17 protein-coding genes and 1 pseudogene are annotated in these 19560 nt (G+C 71.6%); 9 read left to right on the top strand and 9 right to left on the bottom strand.

Annotated features, from left to right (window positions below; all coding sequences use genetic code 11):
• Positions 1-12: 12 nt before the first annotated feature.
• The 8 genes and pseudogenes from Q0C38_RS20105 (at position 13) to Q0C38_RS20070 (ending at position 6825) form a co-directional block, all read left to right on the top strand.
• Positions 13-354, top strand: coding sequence for a lipopolysaccharide assembly LapA domain-containing protein (locus Q0C38_RS20105; RefSeq protein ID WP_291298917.1), 342 nt, complete (start codon positions 13-15; stop codon positions 352-354).
• 43 nt (positions 355-397) lie between these two features.
• Positions 398-1123 carry an orotidine-5'-phosphate decarboxylase gene (pyrF, locus tag Q0C38_RS20100; RefSeq protein ID WP_291298916.1) on the top strand — a complete coding sequence of 242 codons (726 nt, stop codon included), beginning with the start codon at positions 398-400 and terminating at the stop codon, positions 1121-1123.
• Positions 1120-1755 (top strand): annotated as a pseudogene (locus tag Q0C38_RS20095) (phosphoribosylanthranilate isomerase); the annotation flags it as partial. The gene pyrF and the pseudogene Q0C38_RS20095, both read left to right, overlap by 4 nt.
• Positions 1756-2020: 265 nt before the next feature.
• On the top strand, positions 2021-2290 hold the full coding sequence (locus Q0C38_RS20090; RefSeq protein WP_291298915.1) for a hypothetical protein: 270 nt from the start codon (positions 2021-2023) through the stop codon (positions 2288-2290).
• A gap of 242 nt (positions 2291-2532) precedes the next feature.
• Positions 2533-3741, top strand: coding sequence for a tryptophan synthase subunit beta (gene trpB, locus Q0C38_RS20085; RefSeq protein WP_408870054.1), 1209 nt, complete (start codon positions 2533-2535; stop codon positions 3739-3741).
• Complete coding sequence (trpA, locus tag Q0C38_RS20080) at positions 3738-4610, top strand: tryptophan synthase subunit alpha (RefSeq protein ID WP_291298914.1); 873 nt, start codon at positions 3738-3740, stop codon at positions 4608-4610. The genes trpB and trpA overlap by 4 nt, the downstream gene beginning before the upstream one ends.
• A 15-nt stretch (positions 4611-4625) precedes the next feature.
• Positions 4626-5534: an acetyl-CoA carboxylase, carboxyltransferase subunit beta gene (accD, locus tag Q0C38_RS20075; protein WP_291298913.1), complete on the top strand. Its 909-nt coding sequence runs from the start codon at positions 4626-4628 to the stop codon at positions 5532-5534.
• Between the two features lie 10 nt (positions 5535-5544).
• A complete protein-coding gene (locus Q0C38_RS20070; RefSeq protein WP_291298912.1) occupies positions 5545-6825 on the top strand; it encodes a folylpolyglutamate synthase/dihydrofolate synthase family protein in 1281 nt (426 codons plus the stop codon).
• 100 nt (positions 6826-6925) lie between these two features.
• Here Q0C38_RS20070 and Q0C38_RS20065 read toward each other — a convergent pair whose 3' ends face one another.
• The 7 genes from Q0C38_RS20065 to tsaE form a co-directional block, all read right to left on the bottom strand.
• On the bottom strand, positions 6926-8044 hold the full coding sequence (locus Q0C38_RS20065; protein WP_291298911.1) for a PQQ-dependent sugar dehydrogenase: 1119 nt from the start codon (positions 8042-8044) through the stop codon (positions 6926-6928).
• Positions 8045-8135: 91 nt separating this feature from the next.
• The gene (gene trxA / locus Q0C38_RS20060) at positions 8136-8462 is read right to left on the bottom strand and encodes a thioredoxin TrxA (RefSeq protein WP_291298910.1); all 327 of its coding nucleotides are present in this window, start codon (positions 8460-8462) and stop codon (positions 8136-8138) included.
• Between the two features lie 108 nt (positions 8463-8570).
• Positions 8571-12026 (bottom strand): double-strand break repair helicase AddA, encoded by a 3456-nt coding sequence (gene addA, locus Q0C38_RS20055; RefSeq protein ID WP_291298909.1) that lies wholly within the window; start codon positions 12024-12026, stop codon positions 8571-8573.
• Entirely contained in the window at positions 12023-15019 is a 2997-nt protein-coding gene (gene addB / locus Q0C38_RS20050) for a double-strand break repair protein AddB (RefSeq protein ID WP_291298908.1), read from the bottom strand. The genes addA and addB overlap by 4 nt, the downstream gene beginning before the upstream one ends.
• Entirely contained in the window at positions 15009-15758 is a 750-nt protein-coding gene (locus tag Q0C38_RS20045; RefSeq protein WP_291298907.1) for a nucleotidyltransferase family protein, read from the bottom strand. The genes addB and Q0C38_RS20045 overlap by 11 nt, the downstream gene beginning before the upstream one ends.
• On the bottom strand, positions 15755-16744 hold the full coding sequence (locus tag Q0C38_RS20040; protein WP_291298906.1) for an aminoglycoside phosphotransferase family protein: 990 nt from the start codon (positions 16742-16744) through the stop codon (positions 15755-15757). The genes Q0C38_RS20045 and Q0C38_RS20040 overlap by 4 nt, the downstream gene beginning before the upstream one ends.
• A complete protein-coding gene (gene tsaE, locus Q0C38_RS20035) occupies positions 16741-17223 on the bottom strand; it encodes a tRNA (adenosine(37)-N6)-threonylcarbamoyltransferase complex ATPase subunit type 1 TsaE (RefSeq protein ID WP_291298905.1) in 483 nt (160 codons plus the stop codon). Before tsaE ends, Q0C38_RS20040 begins: the two co-directional genes overlap by 4 nt.
• Positions 17224-17331: 108 nt before the next feature.
• Here tsaE and Q0C38_RS20030 point away from each other — a divergent pair, with 108 nt between their 5' ends.
• A complete protein-coding gene (locus Q0C38_RS20030) occupies positions 17332-18351 on the top strand; it encodes an NAD(P)/FAD-dependent oxidoreductase (RefSeq protein ID WP_291298904.1) in 1020 nt (339 codons plus the stop codon).
• Positions 18352-18363: 12 nt separating this feature from the next.
• Here the strand turns inward: Q0C38_RS20030 and Q0C38_RS20025 are convergent, their stop codons facing one another.
• Both Q0C38_RS20025 and Q0C38_RS20020 read right to left on the bottom strand, forming a co-directional pair.
• Entirely contained in the window at positions 18364-19350 is a 987-nt protein-coding gene (locus Q0C38_RS20025) for a transglycosylase SLT domain-containing protein (RefSeq protein WP_291298903.1), read from the bottom strand.
• The coding region (locus Q0C38_RS20020) for a hypothetical protein (RefSeq protein ID WP_291298902.1) at positions 19347-19560 on the bottom strand (214 nt) is incomplete at its 5' end. The genes Q0C38_RS20020 and Q0C38_RS20025, both read right to left, overlap by 4 nt.

The raw sequence follows: 19560 nt of genomic DNA, 5'->3' as shown, positions 1-19560 counted from the left end.
GGGGGAAACGACATGCGAGCCTCATGGCTACTGACCATCCCACTCGCGGCACTCCTCGTGCTGTTCGCCGTGTCGAACACCGCCCCCGTCACGCTCGGCCTCTGGCCGTTCGACGTGACGGTGGAACTGCCGCTCTCCGTCGCCGTCCTCGCCGTCTCGGCCATCGCCTTCCTGTTCGGCGCGATCGTGGTATGGACCACGGCGCTGCCGGTGCGGATGCGCGCGCGGCGCCTCGAGAACAGCACCAACGCTCTCCGGGCTGAGGTCGACCAGCTGAAGAAGTCGCTCGCCCGCGCCCCCGGCCCTGGTTCGGCGCCGACGGAACGCCCCGCGGTTCTGCCGCCCCCGCGCTGAACCCACGCTGGCGGCGTGCGTCGGCGGCTGCTACGTCACCCCCATGCTCGCACGCCCGACAACACCCGCCGCGCGGCTGATCGCAGCACTCGACACCCCCGACCCTGCCCGCGCCGCCGGCTGGGCCCGCGCGCTTGGCCGTGATGTCGGACTCGTGAAGGTCGGGCTCGAACTCTTCGTCGCGCATGGGCCGTCTGCGGTGGCAGCGGTCGCGGAGGCGGGAACGCCGGTCTTCCTCGACCTCAAGCTGCACGACATTCCCAACACCGTCGCCGGCGCCACGCGGTCAGCCGCCACGCTCGGCGTCGCGATGCTGACGCTGCACGCAGGCGGCGGCGAGGCGATGATCGCCGCCGCGCGCGAGGCGGCGGAGAAGGCTGCCGGGACAGCAGGCGCCATGCGTCCCATGCTGCTCGCCGTCACGGTGCTGACGAGCCTTGGCGCGGCTGATCTCGCCGCCACCGGCGTGGCAGGCGGGCCGGCGCAGCAGGTGCTCAGGCTCGGGCAGCTGGCGATCGCGGCAGGGGCGGACGGGCTCGTCTGCTCGGCCCATGAGGTCGCGCCGTTGCGCGCCACGTTGGGGCCCGACGTGGCGCTCGTAGTGCCCGGCATCCGCCCCGCTGGTGCCGATGCCGGTGACCAGAAGCGGGTGATGACGCCGGAACAAGCGGTCGCTGCCGGCGCTGACTGGCTCGTGCTCGGCCGCCCTCTCACGGGCGCCCCCGATCCTGCCGAAGCGGCGAGGGCGATCGCTGCGTCGCTCGCATGAGCGTGACGGTCAAGATCTGTGGCATCACGACGGCGGATGCGCTCGACGCTGCGGTTGCTGCGGGGGCCGACATGATCGGCCTCGTGTTCTTCCCGCCGAGCCCGCGGGCCATCACGCCCGACGCGGCCGCCGCCCTCTCCGCCCGCCACACGGGCGGGCCGCTCCGCGTCGGCCTGTTCGTCGATGCCGATGACGCGACGCTCGCCGCGACCCTCGCCGCCATCCCGCTCGACATCCTCCAGCTCCATGGCGAGGAGGATGCGGCGCGCCTCGCTGCCATCCGCGCGCGGTTCGGCATCCGGGTGATGAAGGCGGTGGGTGTGGCCACGCGGGCCGAGGTGACAGAGGCGATCACGCGTTTCGGCGCCGTGGCCGACCTGCTGCTGTTCGATGCCAAGCCGCCGCCCGACGCCACGCGCCCCGGCGGCAATGCGGGGGCGTTCGACTGGTCGATCATGCAGGGGGCGGCGGTGCCGGTACCCTGGCTGCTCGCCGGCGGGCTGAGCCCTGGCAACGTGGCGGAGGCCATCGCGACAGCCGGGGCGCCGGGCGTGGATGTGTCGAGCGGGGTGGAACGCGCGCGGGGAGTGAAGGACGCGGCGCTGATCACCGCCTTCATCGCTGCCGCCCGTGGTGAAGCTGGCGCCCGTGGTGAAGCTGGCGCCCGTGGTGAAGCTGGCGCCCGTGGTGAAGCTGGCGCCCGGGGTGAAACGACCTGAGGTTACCCCTTCTCGCGCTGTCGTGTCATCTGGCAGGCCGATGGTGAACATCCCGTTCCCGCGTTGGCGCGAATGACGCTCCGGGGTCATCTTCCGTTCATCCGATGCGGTTGACGCCGCGTCCCTCGCGGAACCCTCCGCCGAGGTTCCCGATGACGAGAAGAAAAGGATGACTTCCATGAGCAAGCTCTTCGCCACCGCCTTCGCCGCCGCCGCCCTCCTGGTTGGCGCCTCCCCCGCCTTCGCCTCGGCCGAGGCGCCGGTGGCCGGCCAGGCGCGCCCGATCGTGGCGGCACAGCATGTCGGTGGCCATGGCGATGCGCAGCCCCGCTTCGTGACGGCGGCCCCTGCGGTTGCCCAGGGCCCGGCGGTGCAGGTCGTGACGGACGGCCAGCGCTTCGACGTGATTCCCCTCGCGCTTGCCGGCCAGGCCGGTTCGCGCGGCTGAACGACCCGGGCGGGGGGCGAGAGCCCCCTCACCCTTGCCCTCTCCCCCGCTGGGGGAGAGGGGACGCTGGGGCGAGGTGTCGCAGATGCGTCCCTCTCCCGCTCGCGGGAGAGGGACAGGGTGAGGGCGGTCGCCACCCCCCTTCCTCCCCTAGGCCGGGGCACGCGATTGGGCTAAGACCGCCGCTTCCATCCGGGAGGCGAGACGTGAACAAGCCCCTATCCCCCGCTCTGCCCAACAGCCTGAAGCCCAACAGCTTCAAGAGTGGGCCGGACGAGCGTGGGCATTTCGGCACCTTCGGCGGCCGCTACGTCGCCGAGACGCTGATGCCGCTGATCCTCGAGGTCGAAAAGGCCTACGAGGCGTGCAAGGCCGACCCGTCGTTCCAGGCGGAGCTCGACCGCTACCTCGCCGACTATGTCGGCCGGCCGAGCCCGCTCTGGTTCGCCGAGCGGCTGACCAAGGCGCTCGGTGGCGCGCAGGTGTGGTTCAAGCGCGACGAGCTGAACCACACGGGCGCGCACAAGATCAACAACTGCATGGGCCAGATCCTGCTCGCGCGGCGCATGGGCAAGACGCGCATCATCGCCGAGACGGGCGCTGGCCAGCATGGCGTCGCCACCGCAACGGTCTGCGCGCTGTTCGGCCTCCCCTGCACGATCTACATGGGTGCGACCGACGTTGCCCGGCAGTCGCCCAACGTGTTCCGCATGAAGCTGCTCGGCGCCGAGGTGAAGCCCGTGACATCGGGCGCGGCGACGTTGAAGGATGCGATGAACGAGGCGCTGCGCGACTGGGTCGCCAACGTCACCGACACCTATTACTTGATCGGAACGGTCGCCGGTCCGCACCCGTATCCCGCGATGGTGCGGGATTTCCAGTCGGTCATCGGCATCGAGGCGAAGCAGCAGATGCTGCGCGCCACCGGCCGGCTGCCTGACATCGCGGTCGCCGCGATCGGTGGCGGGTCGAACGCGATGGGGCTGTTCTACCCGTTCCTCGACGATACGGGCGTACGCCTCGTCGGCGTGGAAGCGGCAGGGCATGGGCTCGATAGCGGCCAGCATGCGGCGTCGCTGTCCAAGGGCCGGCCCGGCGTGCTGCACGGCAACCGCACCTACCTGCTGCAGGACGAGTTCGGGCAGATCCTCGAGGCGCACTCGATCTCGGCCGGCCTCGACTATCCCGGCGTCGGCCCCGAGCATTCGTGGCTGCATGAGCTCGGCCGCGTCGAGTACGTCGCGGTGACGGATGGCGAGGCGCTGGAGGCGTTCCAGCTCTGCACCCGCACGGAAGGCATCATCCCGGCACTCGAACCCGCGCATGCGCTCGCGCATGTCGCGAAGATCGCGACGACGCTGCCCGATGACGCGATCATCCTGATGAATCTCTGCGGCCGCGGCGACAAGGACATCTTCACCGTCGCCGAGGCGCTGGGGGTGAAGCTGTGACATCAAATCGCCTTCCCGCCGGCGGCCCCAACCGCATCGCCACGCGCTTCGCCGCAGTCGCTGCGGAGGGGCGCGGTGCGCTGATCACCTTCGTCGAGGCGTACGACCCTGACCGCGCGACGTCGGAGGCCCTGCTCGCCGGCATGCCGGCCGCCGGCGCCGACCTCATCGAGATCGGCGTTCCCTTCACCGACCCGATGGCGGATGGACCGACGATCCAGCGTGCCGCCCAACGCGGGCTGAAGGCGGGGGCGACGCTTCCCGCCACGCTCGACATGGTGCGCGGCTTCCGGAGCCTGGATGCAGCGACGCCGATCGTGCTGATGGGGTACTACAACCCCGTTCTCAGCTATGGCCCGGAACGTTTCGCCGCCGACGCGGCCGATGCCGGCGTCGACGGGCTGATCATCGTCGACCTTCCGCCCGAGGAGGCCGATGAACTCACGGTGCACACCGGTCCTGCCGGGCTGGAATTGATCCGCCTCGTCGCCCCCACCACGGACGATAAGCGGCTTCCCGTCGTGCTCGCGGGCTCCGGCGGCTTCGTCTACTACGTCTCGATCACCGGGATCACCGGCACGCGCTCGGCCTCCGAGGCGCAGCTGGCTGACGCGATCCCCCGCATCCGCCGCGCCACGACGCTTCCCGTCGCCGTCGGCTTCGGCGTGCGCACGCCCGAACAGGCCGCCGCCGCGGTGCGATTGGCGGATGCCGCCGTGGTCGCCTCGGCGCTGATCGACACGCTCTCGGGCGATCTCGACGAGGCGGGCCGCGCGAAGCCGGGCACGGTGGAGAAGGTGCTCGACCAGGTGCGCGCGCTGGCCGCCGGCGTGCGCGGCGCCCGCCGGAACAACCAAGCTGCGGAATGATCTGAAAAGCGAACGATGAACTGGCTCACCAACTACGTCAGGCCGAAGATCCGCACGCTGCTCGGCCGGAAGGACGTGCCTGAGAATCTCTGGCACAAATGCCCCGCGTGCGAGCAGATGATCTTCCACCTGGAGTTCGCCAAGAACCTCCGCGTCTGCCCAAATTGCGGCCACCACATGCGCCTGCCTGCGAAGGAGCGGCTGGCGAGCGTGATGGACGAGGGCTACGCGACGATCGAGCTTCCCCCCGTGCCGTCCGATCCACTGCACTTCCGCGACCAGAAGCGCTACGCCGACAGGCTGAAGGCAGCGCGCGCCGACACCGAGCTCGATGACGCGATCATCGTCGCCCACGGCACGGTGGCCGGCCAGCGTGCCGTGGTCGCCGCCTTCGCGTTCGACTTCATGGGCGGATCGATGGGCTCGGGCGTTGGCGAGGCGCTGGTCGCCGCCGCACGGCTCGCGGTGCTGCAGGAAGCCGCCCTCGTCGTCATCACCGCCTCGGGTGGCGCGCGCATGCAGGAAGGCGCGCTCAGCCTGATGCAGATGCCGCGCACGACCATCGCCGTGCAGCTCGTGAAGGAAGCGGGGCTTCCCTACATCGTCGTGCTGACCGACCCGACGACGGGCGGCGTCACCGCCTCCTTCGCCATGCTGGGTGACGTGCACATCGCCGAACCGGGGGCGATGATCGGCTTCGCTGGCGCACGCGTGATCGAGCAGACGGTGCGCGAGAAGCTGCCGGATGGGTTCCAGCGGGCCGAGTATCTCAACGAGCACGGCATGGTCGACCTCGTGGTCAAGCGGGCCGAACTGCGGGAGACGCTGGGGCGGCTGATCGGCCTTCTCACCGAGCCTGCCGCGCGACGCGCCGCCCGGCCCGAGGCAGCGATAATCGCCCTTCCCGCAATCCCTGCTCCCTGACGCGCGGTCCATGACCACCGCGCCATCAGAGACGGTGATGGCACGGCTCGCACGCCTTCACCCGAAGCTGATCGACCTCTCGCTCGGGCGGCTCGAGCGGCTGCTCGCCCGCTTGGGCCACCCCGAACGTCGCCTGCCGCCGGTGCTGCATGTCGCGGGCACGAACGGCAAGGGCTCGACCTGCGCCTTCGCGCGTGCCATCGCCGAGGCGGCGGGGCTTCGCACGCATGTCTACACCTCGCCCCATCTCGTGACGTTCCATGAGCGCATCAGGCTTGCGAGCCATCTCGTGACGGACGCCGCGCTGACCGATGCGCTGCAACGCGCCGAGACAGCGAACGGCGAGGACCCGATCACGGTGTTCGAGATCACCACCGCCGCCGCGCTGCTGCTGTTCGCCGAGGCGCCGGCTGACCTGCTGGTCCTCGAGGTCGGCCTCGGCGGCAGGCTCGATGCCACGAACGTGGTCGCGCGGCCGGCAGCGACCGCGATCACCCATGTGGCGATGGACCACATGGACTTCCTCGGCAACACGCTGGCTGCCATCGCCTTCGAGAAGGCGGGCATCATTAAGCCCGGCGTTCCCTGTGCCACGGGGCGGCAGGAGCCCGCCGCGATGGCCGTGATCGCCGAGGCCTCCCGTTCCGCCGGCGCATCGTTGCTGGCGCGTGACGAAGCGTGGACGATCGCGCCGGCTGGCGCGGGCCTCCGCTACAAGGACGGGGCGGGCGTGCTCGACCTGCCGCTGCCCGCGCTGCCGGGCGCGCACCAGCACGACAACGCCGGCATCGCCATCGCCGCGTTGCGCGCGATGGGCGATGCGCGCATCACGGCCGATGCCGTCGCCCGCGGCCTTGCCACCGCCGTCTGGCCAGCACGGCTGCAACGCCTCGTTGCCGGGCCGCTTGTCTCGCCGCTGCCTGAAGGCTGGGAGCTCTGGCTCGATGGCGGGCACAACGCCGATGCCGGCCAGATGATCGGCGCGCATCTCGCGGCCGATGCGTCCGCGCCGTGGCACGTCATCGTCGGCATGAAGTCGGGCAAGGGGACGGAGGGGTTCCTCGCCCCGATCATTCCGCACGCCGCCAGCCTCTGGGCCGTCGCGGAACCGGACCAACACCTCGCGCAGCCGCCGGAGGCGATCATCGCTGCCTCAGGCGGCATCGCGCGCATCGGGCCGCGCGTGGCCGATGCGGTCGCTGCCATCGCCGCTGCCGGTGGGCCGCCCGCGCGCATCCTGATCTGCGGCAGCCTCTACCTTGCCGGCGTCGTGCTGCGGGAGAACGGCTAGAGCAATATCCGCTTACCTTGAATCGCGAAGCGATCCGTAAGCGGATGATATTGCTCGCAAACAAATGGCTGGAGCGTGATCCGCCACAGCGGATGACGCGCTAGGCGGGATCGAGTCGCCAGATCGCGCCTTCGCGGCTGTCGGTCAGCACATACACACGGCCATCGGGGCCGACGCGCACGTCGCGGATGCGTTCGCCGAACATCGCGATCCGCTCCTCCGCGACGATGCGGTCGCCCTCGCGCGTGAGGCGCACCAACGTGCGGTCACGCAGCGCGCCGACGAGCAGGCTGCCCTGCCACCCCGGGAAGGCCGGTCCCGTCACCGCCGCGAAGCCGGAGGGAGCGATCGAGGGAACCCACACATGCAGCGGGTCCGTCATGCCGGGCAATGACCGGTTCTCGGTAATGGTCGACCCGCCATAGTTCACGCCGTGCGTGGCGCGCGGCCAGCCATAGTTCGCCCCGCGCATGACCAGGTTCACCTCGTCACCACCCTGCGGCCCATGCTCATGCGCCCAGAGCGCGCCCGTCCCCGGGTCGACCAGCAGCCCCTGGATGTTGCGATGGCCCCATGACCAGATCTCGCCCCGCGCGCCGGCGCGCCCGACGAAGGGGTTGTCGGCCGGGATCGCACCGTCCTCCGTCACGCGGATGATCTTGCCGTTGAGGTCGGCGAGGTCCTGCGAGCGGTTCATCTGGAACCTGTCGCCGAAGCCGGCGTAGAGCATGCCGTCACGCCCGAAGGCCATGCGGCAGCCGAAATGCAGGCCATTAGAAACGCGTGGAGTCACGCTGAAGATCGTCCGTGCGTCGCTGAACCGCTCGCCCGCGAACGTTACGCGCGTGATCGTGCTCGACGTCCCTCCCTGCCCCTCGGTCACATGGCAGAGATAAACGAAGCGGTTCTCGGCAAAGCGCGGGTGCAGGATGACATCGAGCATGCCGCCCTGCCGCGCAGCGACCGTGGCCGGCGTGCCGGCAAGCGGGGCGGAGACGCGCCCATCCGTGCCGACGAGGCGGACGCGGCCTGGCCGCTCCGTCACCAGCTTCTGCCCATCCGGCAGCACGGCGAGGCCCCAGGGGTTCTCGAGGCCGCCGGCGATGACGCTCACGCGGAACGTCGCGCGTTCGCTCGTCACAACCTCTGCCGAGGCGGGGGCCGAGGCGGCGGCGGCTGCCAGCGCGAGCGGCAGGGCAAGAAGAAGGGATCGGACCATCAGCATCTCCCCGGATCGGTGACCCACGGGAGATGGGGCAGCAATGCCGCGCGGCAAACCCCGCGAGGGGTTCACCGCGCGGCAGAAGCGATCACAGATTCGAGTCCACCCAGGCGGCGAGGTTACCCTTGCTGTCGGCACCCATCTTTGTGGCGACGGGCTGGCCGCCCTTGAAGATCATCAGCGTCGGGATGCCGCGCACCGCGAAGCGGTTCGGCGTCACGGGGTTCTCGTCGACATTCACCTTGGCGACGGTGAGCTTGCCGGCATAGGTCGTGGCGATCTCGTCGAGCGCGGGCGCGATCGCGCGGCAGGGGCCGCACCATTCGGCCCAGAAATCCACCAGCACGGGATGGTCGGACTTCAGCACGTCCATCTCGAAGCTGGCATCCGTCACGGGCTTGGTGCTCGTGCTCATGCGCTCTCTCCGGGTTCTGCCAAGGCGCAAGGGCCTGGCTGGGTCGCAGGGTGGGGGTTTTAGCACGGCAATCCGCATCGAGGCCAAGCGGCGGCCTGCGCGAAACTGTCACATGGGGGCTGGGGCATGCGCGTCCAACAGCGCGTCGGGCAGTTCCATCATGCGTGCGGCGTATGTCCAGACCAGCGCGCAGGTGACGGCGCGGCCCGGGAACACCTGCCGCAGCACGGCGCGATAGGCCGCCATCTGCCGCAGATAGACCGACGCCACATCCTCCACCCGCTCCGGCGGGGGGCGGTTGGTCTTGAAATCCGCCACCAGCACGGCGCTGTCGGTGATGGCGAGGCGATCAACCTGGCCCGCGACGACGCGGGCGCCGATGCGGCCGGCGATCGGCGCCTCGGCAAGCGCGTCGGGCGCGAAGAGGGCAGCGAAGCGTTCGCCTGTGATGATCGCGAGCGTCTCTGCCGCGATCTCCTCCACCTCGGCCGCGCCGAGCCCCTGGCCGGGGGCGGCGAGCCAGGCGCGTGCCGCCGCCGCGCGACGGTCGGGCGGCACCGCGGGTAGATGCTGCAACAGCGCGTGGACGAGCGTGCCACGGCGGAAGCGCGCCTCCGACCGGGCCCTGCCGCGCGGCGAGGCGGCGGGCGGGTCCTCCCCCTCCTCGCGCGAGGGGGCGAGGGGGCGAGGGGGCGTTTCCTCGCCCGGCGGGGCGGCGCGGGCCCATGCTGGCACCACGGCCCGTGACGATGCCGTGGCACCCTCCGCCTCGCGCCGGCGCTCCGCCCCCGGGGCCTGCGCCGTCGCGTAGTGCCAGCCCCCGCTCGTCCAGCCAGGCTCGCCGATGAGTGCGCCAGGGTCGAAGGTGATCGGCGCCGCGCCTTCGCCGGCCAGGCGATGGAACCCGGCCTCGACCAGGTCGTACCAGCAGCCGGCATCCTTGCCGGGGCTTTTTCGGCTGAGCGCGCCGGTGATGACGAGCCTGTCCTCCGCCCGCGTGAGCGCGACGTAGAGCAGGCGCCGATACTCCTCGTGCTCGGCGTCGCTCTCGACCTCGCGCGCCGCGGCGATCGGCGCGGCGCGGAACTCGTTGCGCGGCGACCAGAGCGGCACGTCGTCGCCTGACGCTGCATCCTTCACCCACACGAGGGGGGCAACCTTGCCCGCGATGGCGGTGGTGTCGGCGAGGATCACCACCGGGCTTTCGAGGCCCTTCGCGCCATGCACCGTCATCACCCGCACCGCATCGGCACCGGCTTCCTGTTCGCGCTTGATCTCGGCAGCCCCCGCGCGGAGCCAGGCGAGGAAGCCCTGCAGGTTCGGCGGGTGTGCGTGCTCGTGCGCCAGCGCGGTGTTCATCAGCTCGTCCAGCGGATCGGCCGCATCGGGGCCGAGGCGGGCAAGCAGCCGCGCGCGGCCGCCGAGCGGGCCGAGCAGGCGGGCGATCAGCGCATGCGGCGTATCGAAATCCGCCCGTGCGGCGAGCGCCGAGAACAGGTCCTCCGCCGCGCGCCACTCGTCCCGCTCGCCCGCGCGCCGCCGCAGCGTGTCGCGCAGGCTGCGCCGCCCGCGCCCGACGGCGAGGTCCATGAGCGAGGCATCGCTGATCCCGAAGATCGGCGAGCGCAGGGCACAGGCGAAGGTGAGGTCATCCTCCGGCAGCAGCAACGCGTCGAGTGTCGCGAGAACGTCCATCACCGCGAGCTCGGTGACGAGCCTCATGCGGTCGATGCCGCTGACCGGCACGCCGCGGCGCTTCAGTGCGCGCACGAGCTGGCCGACAAACACGCCGCGATGGCGCACGAGAACGACGATGTCGCCAGCCCGCATCGTTCGCTCGCGCGCCGGCAGGATCTCGGTGCCCACCCACGCCTCGATCGCCGCGGCAATGGTTTCGGCGAGCTTCTCCTCGCCCTTGCGCGCACGCTTGCTAGGCTCGGGCTCCCAGGTCGTGTCCTCCGGCGTCGGATCGGACGCGACGAGGGGCCAGAGCGTGACGCTGCCTGCCTGGCCCGTGCGCGCCGGCCGGTGCGTGATCGCGCCACCATCGAGGGCCACGCCCTTGGCGGCGGTTGGATCGGCGAACACCGCATCGACGAGCGCGAGCACCGGGGCGGTCGAGCGGAACGACACGGCAAGCTGCTCGGCGCGGAAATGCGAGCTCCCATGCATGGCGGTGACGCGCGACGCCGCCTTCTCGCGCGCGGCGCTGAACAGCACCGGCGCCGCGCCCTGGAAGCGATAGATGCTCTGCTTCACGTCGCCCACCGCGAACAGCGTGCGGGCGAGATCGTCGCGCGCGCCGAGGCCGGAGAAGAACTCGGCGGTGAGCTTCTCCACCACGTCCCATTGCGCCGGCGAGGTGTCCTGCGCCTCGTCGAGCAGCACGTGGTCAAGCCCGCCATCGAGCTTGTACTGCACCCACGCCGTATCGGTGTTGCCCAGCAGCGTGCGCGCGCAGGTGATGAGGTCCTCGTAGTCGAGCCCGGCGCGGATATGCTTGCGCCGCGCATAGGCAGCGATGACGGGGCTGACGAGGCGCATGAGTGCTGACGAGGCGCGCGCCGCGCGTGCGGCGCGGAGCTTCGCCTCGGTATCGAGGACGAACGTTGCCTCGGTGCCCATGACGTCGAGGATGTCGGGCATCACGGCGATCGCCTTCTTTGACGCGAGCCGGGTGCGGATATCGCCATCCTGCTTGATGAAGACGCCGCGCCAACGATCCCAGCCCGTCGCCCGCGCCGGGGCGTCAGCGGCAAGCCATTCCCGTAGCGCAATGGAACATTTCTGGTCGTCCACCCCGCCGAGGGCGAGTGCCGCCGCGGCCCGCGAGAGCCGGGTCAGGTCCCGCGCGCAGGCTACGGCGAGGATGCTCTCCTCGGTCTCGTCATCGCCGAGGGAGAGCGCGCGGCGCTGCATCTCAGTGACACCCTGCTCGGCCGCAAGCGCGCGCGACACGCGCCCTCGGGCCCCGAGAACACCGGTGACGAGGCCGGCGAAACGCGCGTCATCGACCAGCGGTGCCACCGTCTCGAGTGCGGCGGCGATGCCGGCCGTCTGTTCGCCCAGCGCCTGGTCGCGCGCGGCGGCGAGAAGCTCCGCCTGGTCACGCTCCTCGATCAGCGCGAAATGCGGCGCGACGGCTGCCTCGATCGGGAAGCGGCGCAGCAGGCTCTGGCAGAAGGCGTGGATGGTGGCGATGCGCAACCCGCCCGGCTGGTCGAGCACGCGGGCGAACAGCCCGCGCGCACGCGCCATCGTTGCGGAATCGGCCGCGACGCCGAGGTCGTCGAGTGCCTCGGCAAGCGCGGCGTCGTCCAGCGCTGCCCATTGGCCGAGCCGCGCGCCGAGCCGCGTTGCCATCTCGGCCGCCGCCGCGCGGGTGTAGGTGAGGCAGAGGATGCGCCCGGGCTCGCAGCCGCCGAGCAGGAGCCTGAGCACGCGGTTGGTGAGCAGCGTCGTCTTGCCCGACCCGGCAGAGGCCCCGACCCAGGCGGAGACGGCAGGGTCGGCCGCGCGGCGCTGTGCCGCGATCGCCTCGCCGCGGGGGTCGAGCGTGGTCAAACGCCACCCCACTCGGCGACGCGCGCGAGGTGCATGTAGTCGGAGAACTCGGGCGCGCGGTGCGGGTGTGGGCGCGCGAGATACGGCGTCGCGGGGTCGGCGAACCGCGCGCGCAGCTCCTCGAAGCGCTTCCACGCGCCCGCGGCGAGGGTTGCCACGTCGTCGTCGATTGGCTTGACCTCCGCAGGTGCGTGCCCGCCTGTCAGCCGCCAGTACTCCAGCATCGATGCACGCACCTTGCCGATCGCGGCGAATGCGCCCTGTTCCGCCATCGCGGCTTCGAGCGTGAGCTGGATCGCGTAGGCTTCCCTGATCTCCAGGGCCTTTGGGATCGCGCCCGTCTTGTAGTCGATCAGCGCGAGCGTGCCGTCGCCCAGAACGTCGATACGGTCGGCGCGGCCGTGCAGGACGAAGCCGTCGGGCAGTGTCATCTCGCCCTTGATCTCGGCATGGCTCGACGCGACGCGGAGCGCGCGGCGCCGATCCGCGTCCGTCTCGGCCACCCAGCCGGCGATGCGCGCGAGCCGCGGCCGCCAGAACGCCGCCCGCGCGGGGGCGGCGAGCGTGGCGAAGCGCTGCGCCCCCTCGCCGATGATCCATTGCCGGAACGTTGCAGGAACGGGCCAGCCGTCCTTCTCCGCGCGGCGGATTGCGGCAGCAATGCTGTCATGCACGAGGCTGCCCCAGTCGCCGCCATCGACGGGCTCATCGATCTCGGCCAGCGCCCTCAAGCCGAGGATGTGGCGGGCATAGATCTCGAACGGATCGCGCAGCCAGCGCTCGATGTCGGTTACGGCGAGCCTGCGTGGCCTGAGCGCGAGCGCAGGCCGCGGCATCGGCCGCCCCTCCGGCGTCACCCGCTCGGGCGCGTCGAGGGCGCGGGCGATGCCGAGAAGGTCGGCCGTGGGCCGGAGGTGGTCGCCCTCGCCGAGCTGGCCTTTGAGGAACGCATCGAGGCGGACGAGCCAGCGGCTTGGCACTGTCGGTGCGCCATCGACACGACGTGAGCGGGTGAGGATCACCTGCGGGCAGCAGGAGAGAAGTTGCGTCACGTCATGCGCAGCCTGGCCGATCGCGGCCTCCGGCGGGGCGAGGCCGAAGCGCTGCCGCATCGGGCGCGACAGCCACGGCCCAGGGTCGACCGCCGCCGGCCACGTATTCTCGTTCAGCCCCGCGAGGATCGCGACATCGACCGATTGCAGCCGCGCTTCGAGCGCACCCCAGATGAAGAGGCGCGGATGCGGCGCGCCGGCGCCCGCGCTGCCCTGGCGCCTGAGCCGCACCTCGGCCCCTTCGAGCAGCGCCTCGAACAGCCCTGGCCACTCCTCCGGCGTGAGGGGCCCGAGCTCCGCCAGCGCCTCTGCTGCCTCCGCCATGCGCTCGGCCAACGCTTCACCGGCCTCCTGCGCCCAGAGGCGGGCCGCGCCCGGCACCGTGTCGGTCGCGGCCAGCGCCTCGGCCGCGGCGAGCGTTGCTTCCAGCAGCCGGTCAGCCGGTGCCGTGCCGGCCGAGAAGGCACCGAGCAGGGGCGCGAGCGTGGCGCGCAGCTTGTCGAGGATGACCGTGACGGCGGCGAGCCCGCGCGGACGGTATTGCTGCTTCCGCCGCCCGGCCTGCACCAGCGCCTCGTCGAGCCCGTCGAGGCCCGGGCCTGGCCTCGGCCCGCGCAGGATGGCGACCTCCAGCAGCCTGACAGCGGCGCGGAAACGGGCCTGCGACATGCCGCAGGCGGCCAGCGGATGTTTCAGGAGCGAAAGCAACGGCAGCGGTGCGAGGTTCTCCGCGACGGCAGCGACGAGCAGGCGCAGGAACACGGCCGGCGGTGTCGCGCGCAGCGGCCGCCCGGCGCTGTCATCGGCCCTGAGGCCGAACCGTGTCAGGGCGCTCGCGACCCGCTGGGCGATGTCGCGGTCGGTCGTGACGAGGGCTGCGCGGCGGCCAGGTGTTTCGAGCGCGAGGCGCATGGCAAGCGCGATGGCGAGTGCTTCCTCGTTCTCGTCCGCCGCATCGATGCGCGCGATGCCGGCGATGCCCTCGCGCACGCGCTCGCGCGCCACCTCGCGCCATGCCGACATGCCGGCAGCGGGGAGCATCGCGCGCGCGACGGAATCCGCCCGCGCTGGCGTGCCGCCGGCGATGGCGGGCGCGGCGGGCCAGGGCGCGACATCGCCGCGCGTGATGTCGAGCGCGGCGAGAAGCCGCTTCAGCGCTGCCTGCGGGTGGCCATCGGCAAGGCTCTCCCACGCCTCCTCCGCCATCGCGGTGTCGAGGCCGGGCAGCACGACGGCACCATCGGGCAGCCGCGAGACGACCCGCAGCAGCCGCGCGATGGCAGGGATGCTGCCTGTCGAGCCTGCCGCGATCACCGGGCTGGTGGGCGGCATCTCCTCCCACGCGCGGCGGCGTGCATCGATCATCGCGACGAGGCGCGCGGCAGGGTCGGCCACGCCGGCTTCCGCGAGATAGGCAGGCCAGGCGGCGGTGACGATCTCGAGGAACTCCACCGTGCGCTGCCAATGTTCGGCATGCGCTGCATCGGCCGCATCGGCCAGCCGGGCAGGGTCGGCCTCCTCGCGGGCGATCTCGTCGAGAAGGGTCGCAAGCTCGCCGGCCAGGCGGAAATGATGATCGGCTCCCGTGATGCCGGCGGAACGTTCCTTGGCCATGACAAGTCGCGCGAGTGCCGCCTGGCGCCTGAGCGTGCCGATCGCCGGTGCCGGCGGGGCGATGCCCGTGACCATCGCGGCCTCGTCAGCGGCTTCGGCGAGTGCGATGACGCGCGGCAGCAGCAGGGGTTGGCCCTCGGTCAGCCGCAGGAAGGCTTCGGCGAGGCCGCGCGCGGCGCGGCGCGTGGGCAGCAGCACGGTGATGCGCGCGAGCGCGGCGGGCTGCTCGCCCGCCTTCTGCCACAGCCCTGCGGCGAGCGCATCGAGGAACGGCGCATGCGCGGGGATGGAGAGAACGCGCGGGCCGGTGCGACGCTCAACGGGCATATGCGAACGCCGATGTGCGGCCGCGCAGCACTTCCTCCGCCTCCGCGAGATCCTCCGGCGTCGAGAGATGCAGCCACACGCCGTCATGCACCACGGCCCGCAGGCGGCCAGCCTCGATCGCGCGCGTCCACATCAGGTTGGTGCTGAACTTCCCTTCCGGCGCGCCGGCGAACAGGGCGGGCGAGGCGAGCTGCACCCCGGCATAGAGGTAGGGCACGATCTCGCGTTCCTTCGGCCGCCTGACGACGCCGAGCGGGTCGAGTGCGAAATCGCCGCGCCCCTCATACGAGGGCAGCTGTGACACGCGGTGGACGAGCAGCACCGCATCCGTCGTCTCAGGATCGAAGGCGCGGGCCAGCCGGGCGAGGGTGGGCGTGGCGCCATCGAGCCAGAATGCATCGCCGTTGATGACGTAGAACGGATCTGGGCCGAGATGAGGCAGTGCACGCACAACGCCACCGCCGGTCTCGAGCAGCACCTCCTCATGGCTCTCGATGATCGCGGGCGCGCTGCGCGCGGCGAGCACGGCGCGCACGCGCTCGGGCTGCCAGTGCGTGTTCACCACGACCGTCCCGACGCCTGCGTCGGCCAGGTGATCCAGCGCACGGTCGAGCAGCGAACGGCCGGCGACGGGCAGCAGCGGCTTTGCCGTCACCGTCGTCAGGTGACGCATGCGCGTGCCGAGGCCTGCCGCCATCACCATGCCCCGGGTTGGCGCGCGGGTTGGCGTGGCGATCATGCTGCCTCCTCATCCGGTGCGCGGCGAAGGTCGCGCGGCACATGCGCATCGAACCAGCTTGCGAGCGGCGACGCGGCCGCGTGCGCGAGAGCGGCATCGAGCAGCGCCCACGTGCGGGGGGCGTGCACGAGATACTGCCGCTTGCCATCGCGGCGCGCGAGGCGCGTCCACAACGCAGCGACACGCGCGTGGCGCATCGCCGCGTGGGCCGCGAAGGCTCCGTCGAACCGCGCCGTGTCGCTGATGCCCGACGCGGCGAGGTAGCGCTCGCGCATCGCCCGGCGCAGCGGGGCCGGCACGTCGCGCCGCGCGTCCTCGAGCAGGCTTGCGAGGTCATAGGCAGCGTGGCCGATACCCGCGTCCTGGAAGTCGAGCAGGGCGCAGGCCGCCGCTCCCACCCGGTCGGGGAGGCGGAGCAGGTTGTCGACATGGAAGTCGCGCAGCGCGAGAACGGGTGGGTCGCCTGCGAAGGGGGCAAGCATGGCGGTGCAGGCCGCGCGGAACGACGTGACGACATCGCCCGACGCAGGCGCGCCGAACGCGGCCGGCCACCACCAGTCGAGCAGCGTCGCTGCCGTGGCGTTCGTCATCGCCGCTGCGTCCCACGAAGGTACCCACGCGGGCGGGGCTGCACGGTGGAGCACGACGAGCGCATCGACCGCGAGCGCGTAGAGCGCCTGCTCATCCGTGCCGGCGGCAAGCAGGCGCGTGTAGGTGTCCTCGCCCAGGTCCTCGACGAGAGCGAGGCCGGCCGCGTCATCCTCGGCGATGATGGCGGGGGCGGAGAGACCGAGAGCCGCGAGGTAGCGCGCCACCCGCACGAAGGGGGCGATCGCCTCGCGACCCGGTGGGCAGACCATCAGCAGCGCAGGTCGCGGCCCGCGAGCGAGACGCTCATAGCGGCGGAAGGACGCATCGCCCGGCAGGGGCTGGCGCATCGCTTCACCGAAGCCGTGCGCGGCGAGGAAGTCTTCGACGTCGGTCACGCGATCTCCTCCAGCCTGCCGGGCCAGCCGCTGAGTGTCACGTTACGCGACTCGGGCTCGCCCGCGATGGGGGAGAGCGTGACGGCAAGGGCATCGGGTGGCGTCGCGTCCCCAAGCCGTTCGGGCCATTCGACGAGAGCGATGCCGGCCCGCGCCTCGTCCCAGCCGAGCTCGGCGAGATCGGCCTCGCCCGCGGCGCGCCAGAGATCATAGTGCCACGCGGTAAGCCCGCCGGGCAGCGCGTAGGTCTGCACCAGGGTGAAGGACGGACTCGGCACCACGAGCATGGGATCGCCCGTGGCGGCGCGCAGGAAGGCGCGGGCGAGAGCGGTTTTCCCCGCGCCATAGGGGCCGCCGAGGAGGATCACGTCACCCGCCTTTGCGCGCGCGGCCAGCGCTGCGCCGAGCGCGGCCGTGGCCGCCTCGCTCACGAGCCTCTGCGTGCGCCCTGCTGCCATGGGTGTGTCGGTGTCGATCATGCTGCGAATCGTCGCCCGCAGTGTGCCACCGCAAGGTTGCTTGCGCGACGGGGCGCGCGTCGTATCTATGCCAGGGCGTGACGCCAGGACTCGACTTGGGAGGGCCGCATGGCTCAGACGACCGAGACAGACGTGTGCATCATCGGCGCTGGCCCCGTGGGCCTGTTCGCCGTGTTCGAATGCGGCATGCTGAAGATGCGGAGCGTCGTGGTCGACGCGCTGGACGCGATCGGCGGGCAGTGCATCGCCCTCTATCCCGAGAAGCCGATCTACGACATTCCCGCCCATCCGGCGATCGACGGCGCGGCCCTGATCGAGCGCCTGATCGCGCAGGCCTCGCCCTTCGCGCCGGAGTATCGGCTCGGCCGCCGCGTCGAGAGCCTGGTGCGGGAGGCTGACGGCAGGCTCAGGCTCGGCACCAGCGCGGGTGACACGATCATCGCGCGTGCTGTGGTGATCGCGGCGGGTGCCGGTGCGTTCGGCCCGAACCGCCCGCCGCTCGATGGCCTGGCCGACTATGAGGGCAGCAGCGTCTTCTACGCGGTGCAGCGCCGCGAGGCGTTCCGCGGCAAGCGCGTGGTGATCGCCGGCGGCGGCGATTCGGCGGTCGACTGGGCGGTGAGCCTGGCCGACGTCGCTGCCTCGGTCGCGGTGGTGCACCGGCGGCCGAAATTCCGGGCAGCACCCGACATGGTCTCGCGGCTCGAGGCGCTGGCCGCCGCAGGACGCGTGTCGATGGTCGTGCCCTACCAGTTGCACGCGCTGCACGGTGCGGGCGGCACGCTCAATGGCGTCGAGGTCGCGACGCTGAAGGGCGAGACGATGATCCTGCCGGCCGACGTGCTGCTGCCCTTCTTTGGCCTCGCGATGGAGCTTGGCCCGATCGCCGACTGGGGCCTCGGGCTCGAGCGGAACCACATCACGGTCGATGCCGCGACGTGCGCGACCAACGTGCCGGGCGTGTTCGCGATCGGCGATATCGCGACCTATCCGGGCAAGCTGAAGCTCATCCTGCAGGGCTTCTCGGAAGCGGCGATGGCGGCGCACGCGATCCACCCGCTGGTGCATCCCGACACGGCGCTCCATTTCGAATACAGCACGACGAAGGGTGTGCCGGCTGCGGCCTAGGCTCAGGCCGCGTCAGAGCAGCGCGGCGAAGTGCGGCGTCGTCGGCTTCGGTGGTTCGTTGCGCAGCACCACGAGCGCATCGCCGAACCACTCGCAGAAGCGGTCAGCGTGCTTGCCGGTGCCGATCGGGTATTGCCTGAGCTTCCAGGGGTTCTGCGCGCCATCCTGCGGGTAGCAGTTGCCTGCGTTGTAGGCGCAGGCGACCAGCGGCGGGTCGAAATTCGTGGTGCGCGCCTGCTGGCGGATATAGGCCGTGCCCGCGCGGATCGAGGTTTCGGGGTCGAGCAGCTTCTGGCGGTTGATCGAGCGGTCGTTCAGCGTCGCGCGCGCGGTGCTGATCAGCGTCTGCATCAGGCCGGGCGAGACGCGGTGGGGCGTTGCCTCATCGGACGTGAAGCCAGGCTCCTCGCGGAGCGCGTTGGGGTTGCCGCCGCTCTCGGTCGCGATCGTGGCCAGGATCAGCTCGGCCGGGACGCCGTAGGCGGCCGCACATTTCTCGATCGGCGCGCGGAACGTGGTCCAGATCCGCGTGAGGGTCTGCGGCGCACCGCCCGAGCGGCGGGGAGTGGCCTCGTCGGCCACGATGATGCCGCCTGGCGAGAGGCGCCAGCGGACGCCGCCGGGGGCCTGCTGCGGTGCGCCGTGCTTCACCGACAGACGCTCGACATAGGGGCGGATGAGGTTGCGCCAGTCGCTCGCCTCCGCCACGGCGGCGGGGGGAACGCGAAGCTGCGGCACGGGGTCGGCGGAGGCGCGGTCCTGGAACAGCGCGCTCCACGTATCGCGGCCGACGATGCCATCGACATCGATCGTGGGGTTGCGCGCGCGGAGCTTCCGCTGGAACGCGATGACGCCGTCATGCGTGGCCGGGCCGAAGATGCCATCGGCGCTGCCGGACATGGAGCCGTCGCGGATCAGCGCGCGCTGCACCTCGCGCACGTCGTCACCGCGCATCAGCGGGAATTTCCAGGTGAGTTCGCGAGCGAGGGTGGCGGTCATGCGCCGCACCCTGGAATGGTGGCGCGCCGCGCCTCGGCGTCGGAGGCGAGGCGGGTGAGCAGGGCGCGGTCCTCGGCACCTGGATTGACGGCAAGCCCGTCGCGCGCCGCGCGCGCTGCCTCTCGCGCACGCTCGCAGCGCACGGCATCGGCCCCGGCACCGGGGCGGGCGAGGAACAGCGCGGCCGAGCCGCCGATCGCCTGGCGGCGC

The sequence above is a fragment of the Elioraea sp. genome (genome assembly GCF_022842375.1).
Taxonomy (GTDB): domain Bacteria; phylum Pseudomonadota; class Alphaproteobacteria; order Acetobacterales; family Acetobacteraceae; genus Elioraea_A.
This window is presented reverse-complemented; position numbering and strand designations above follow the sequence as displayed.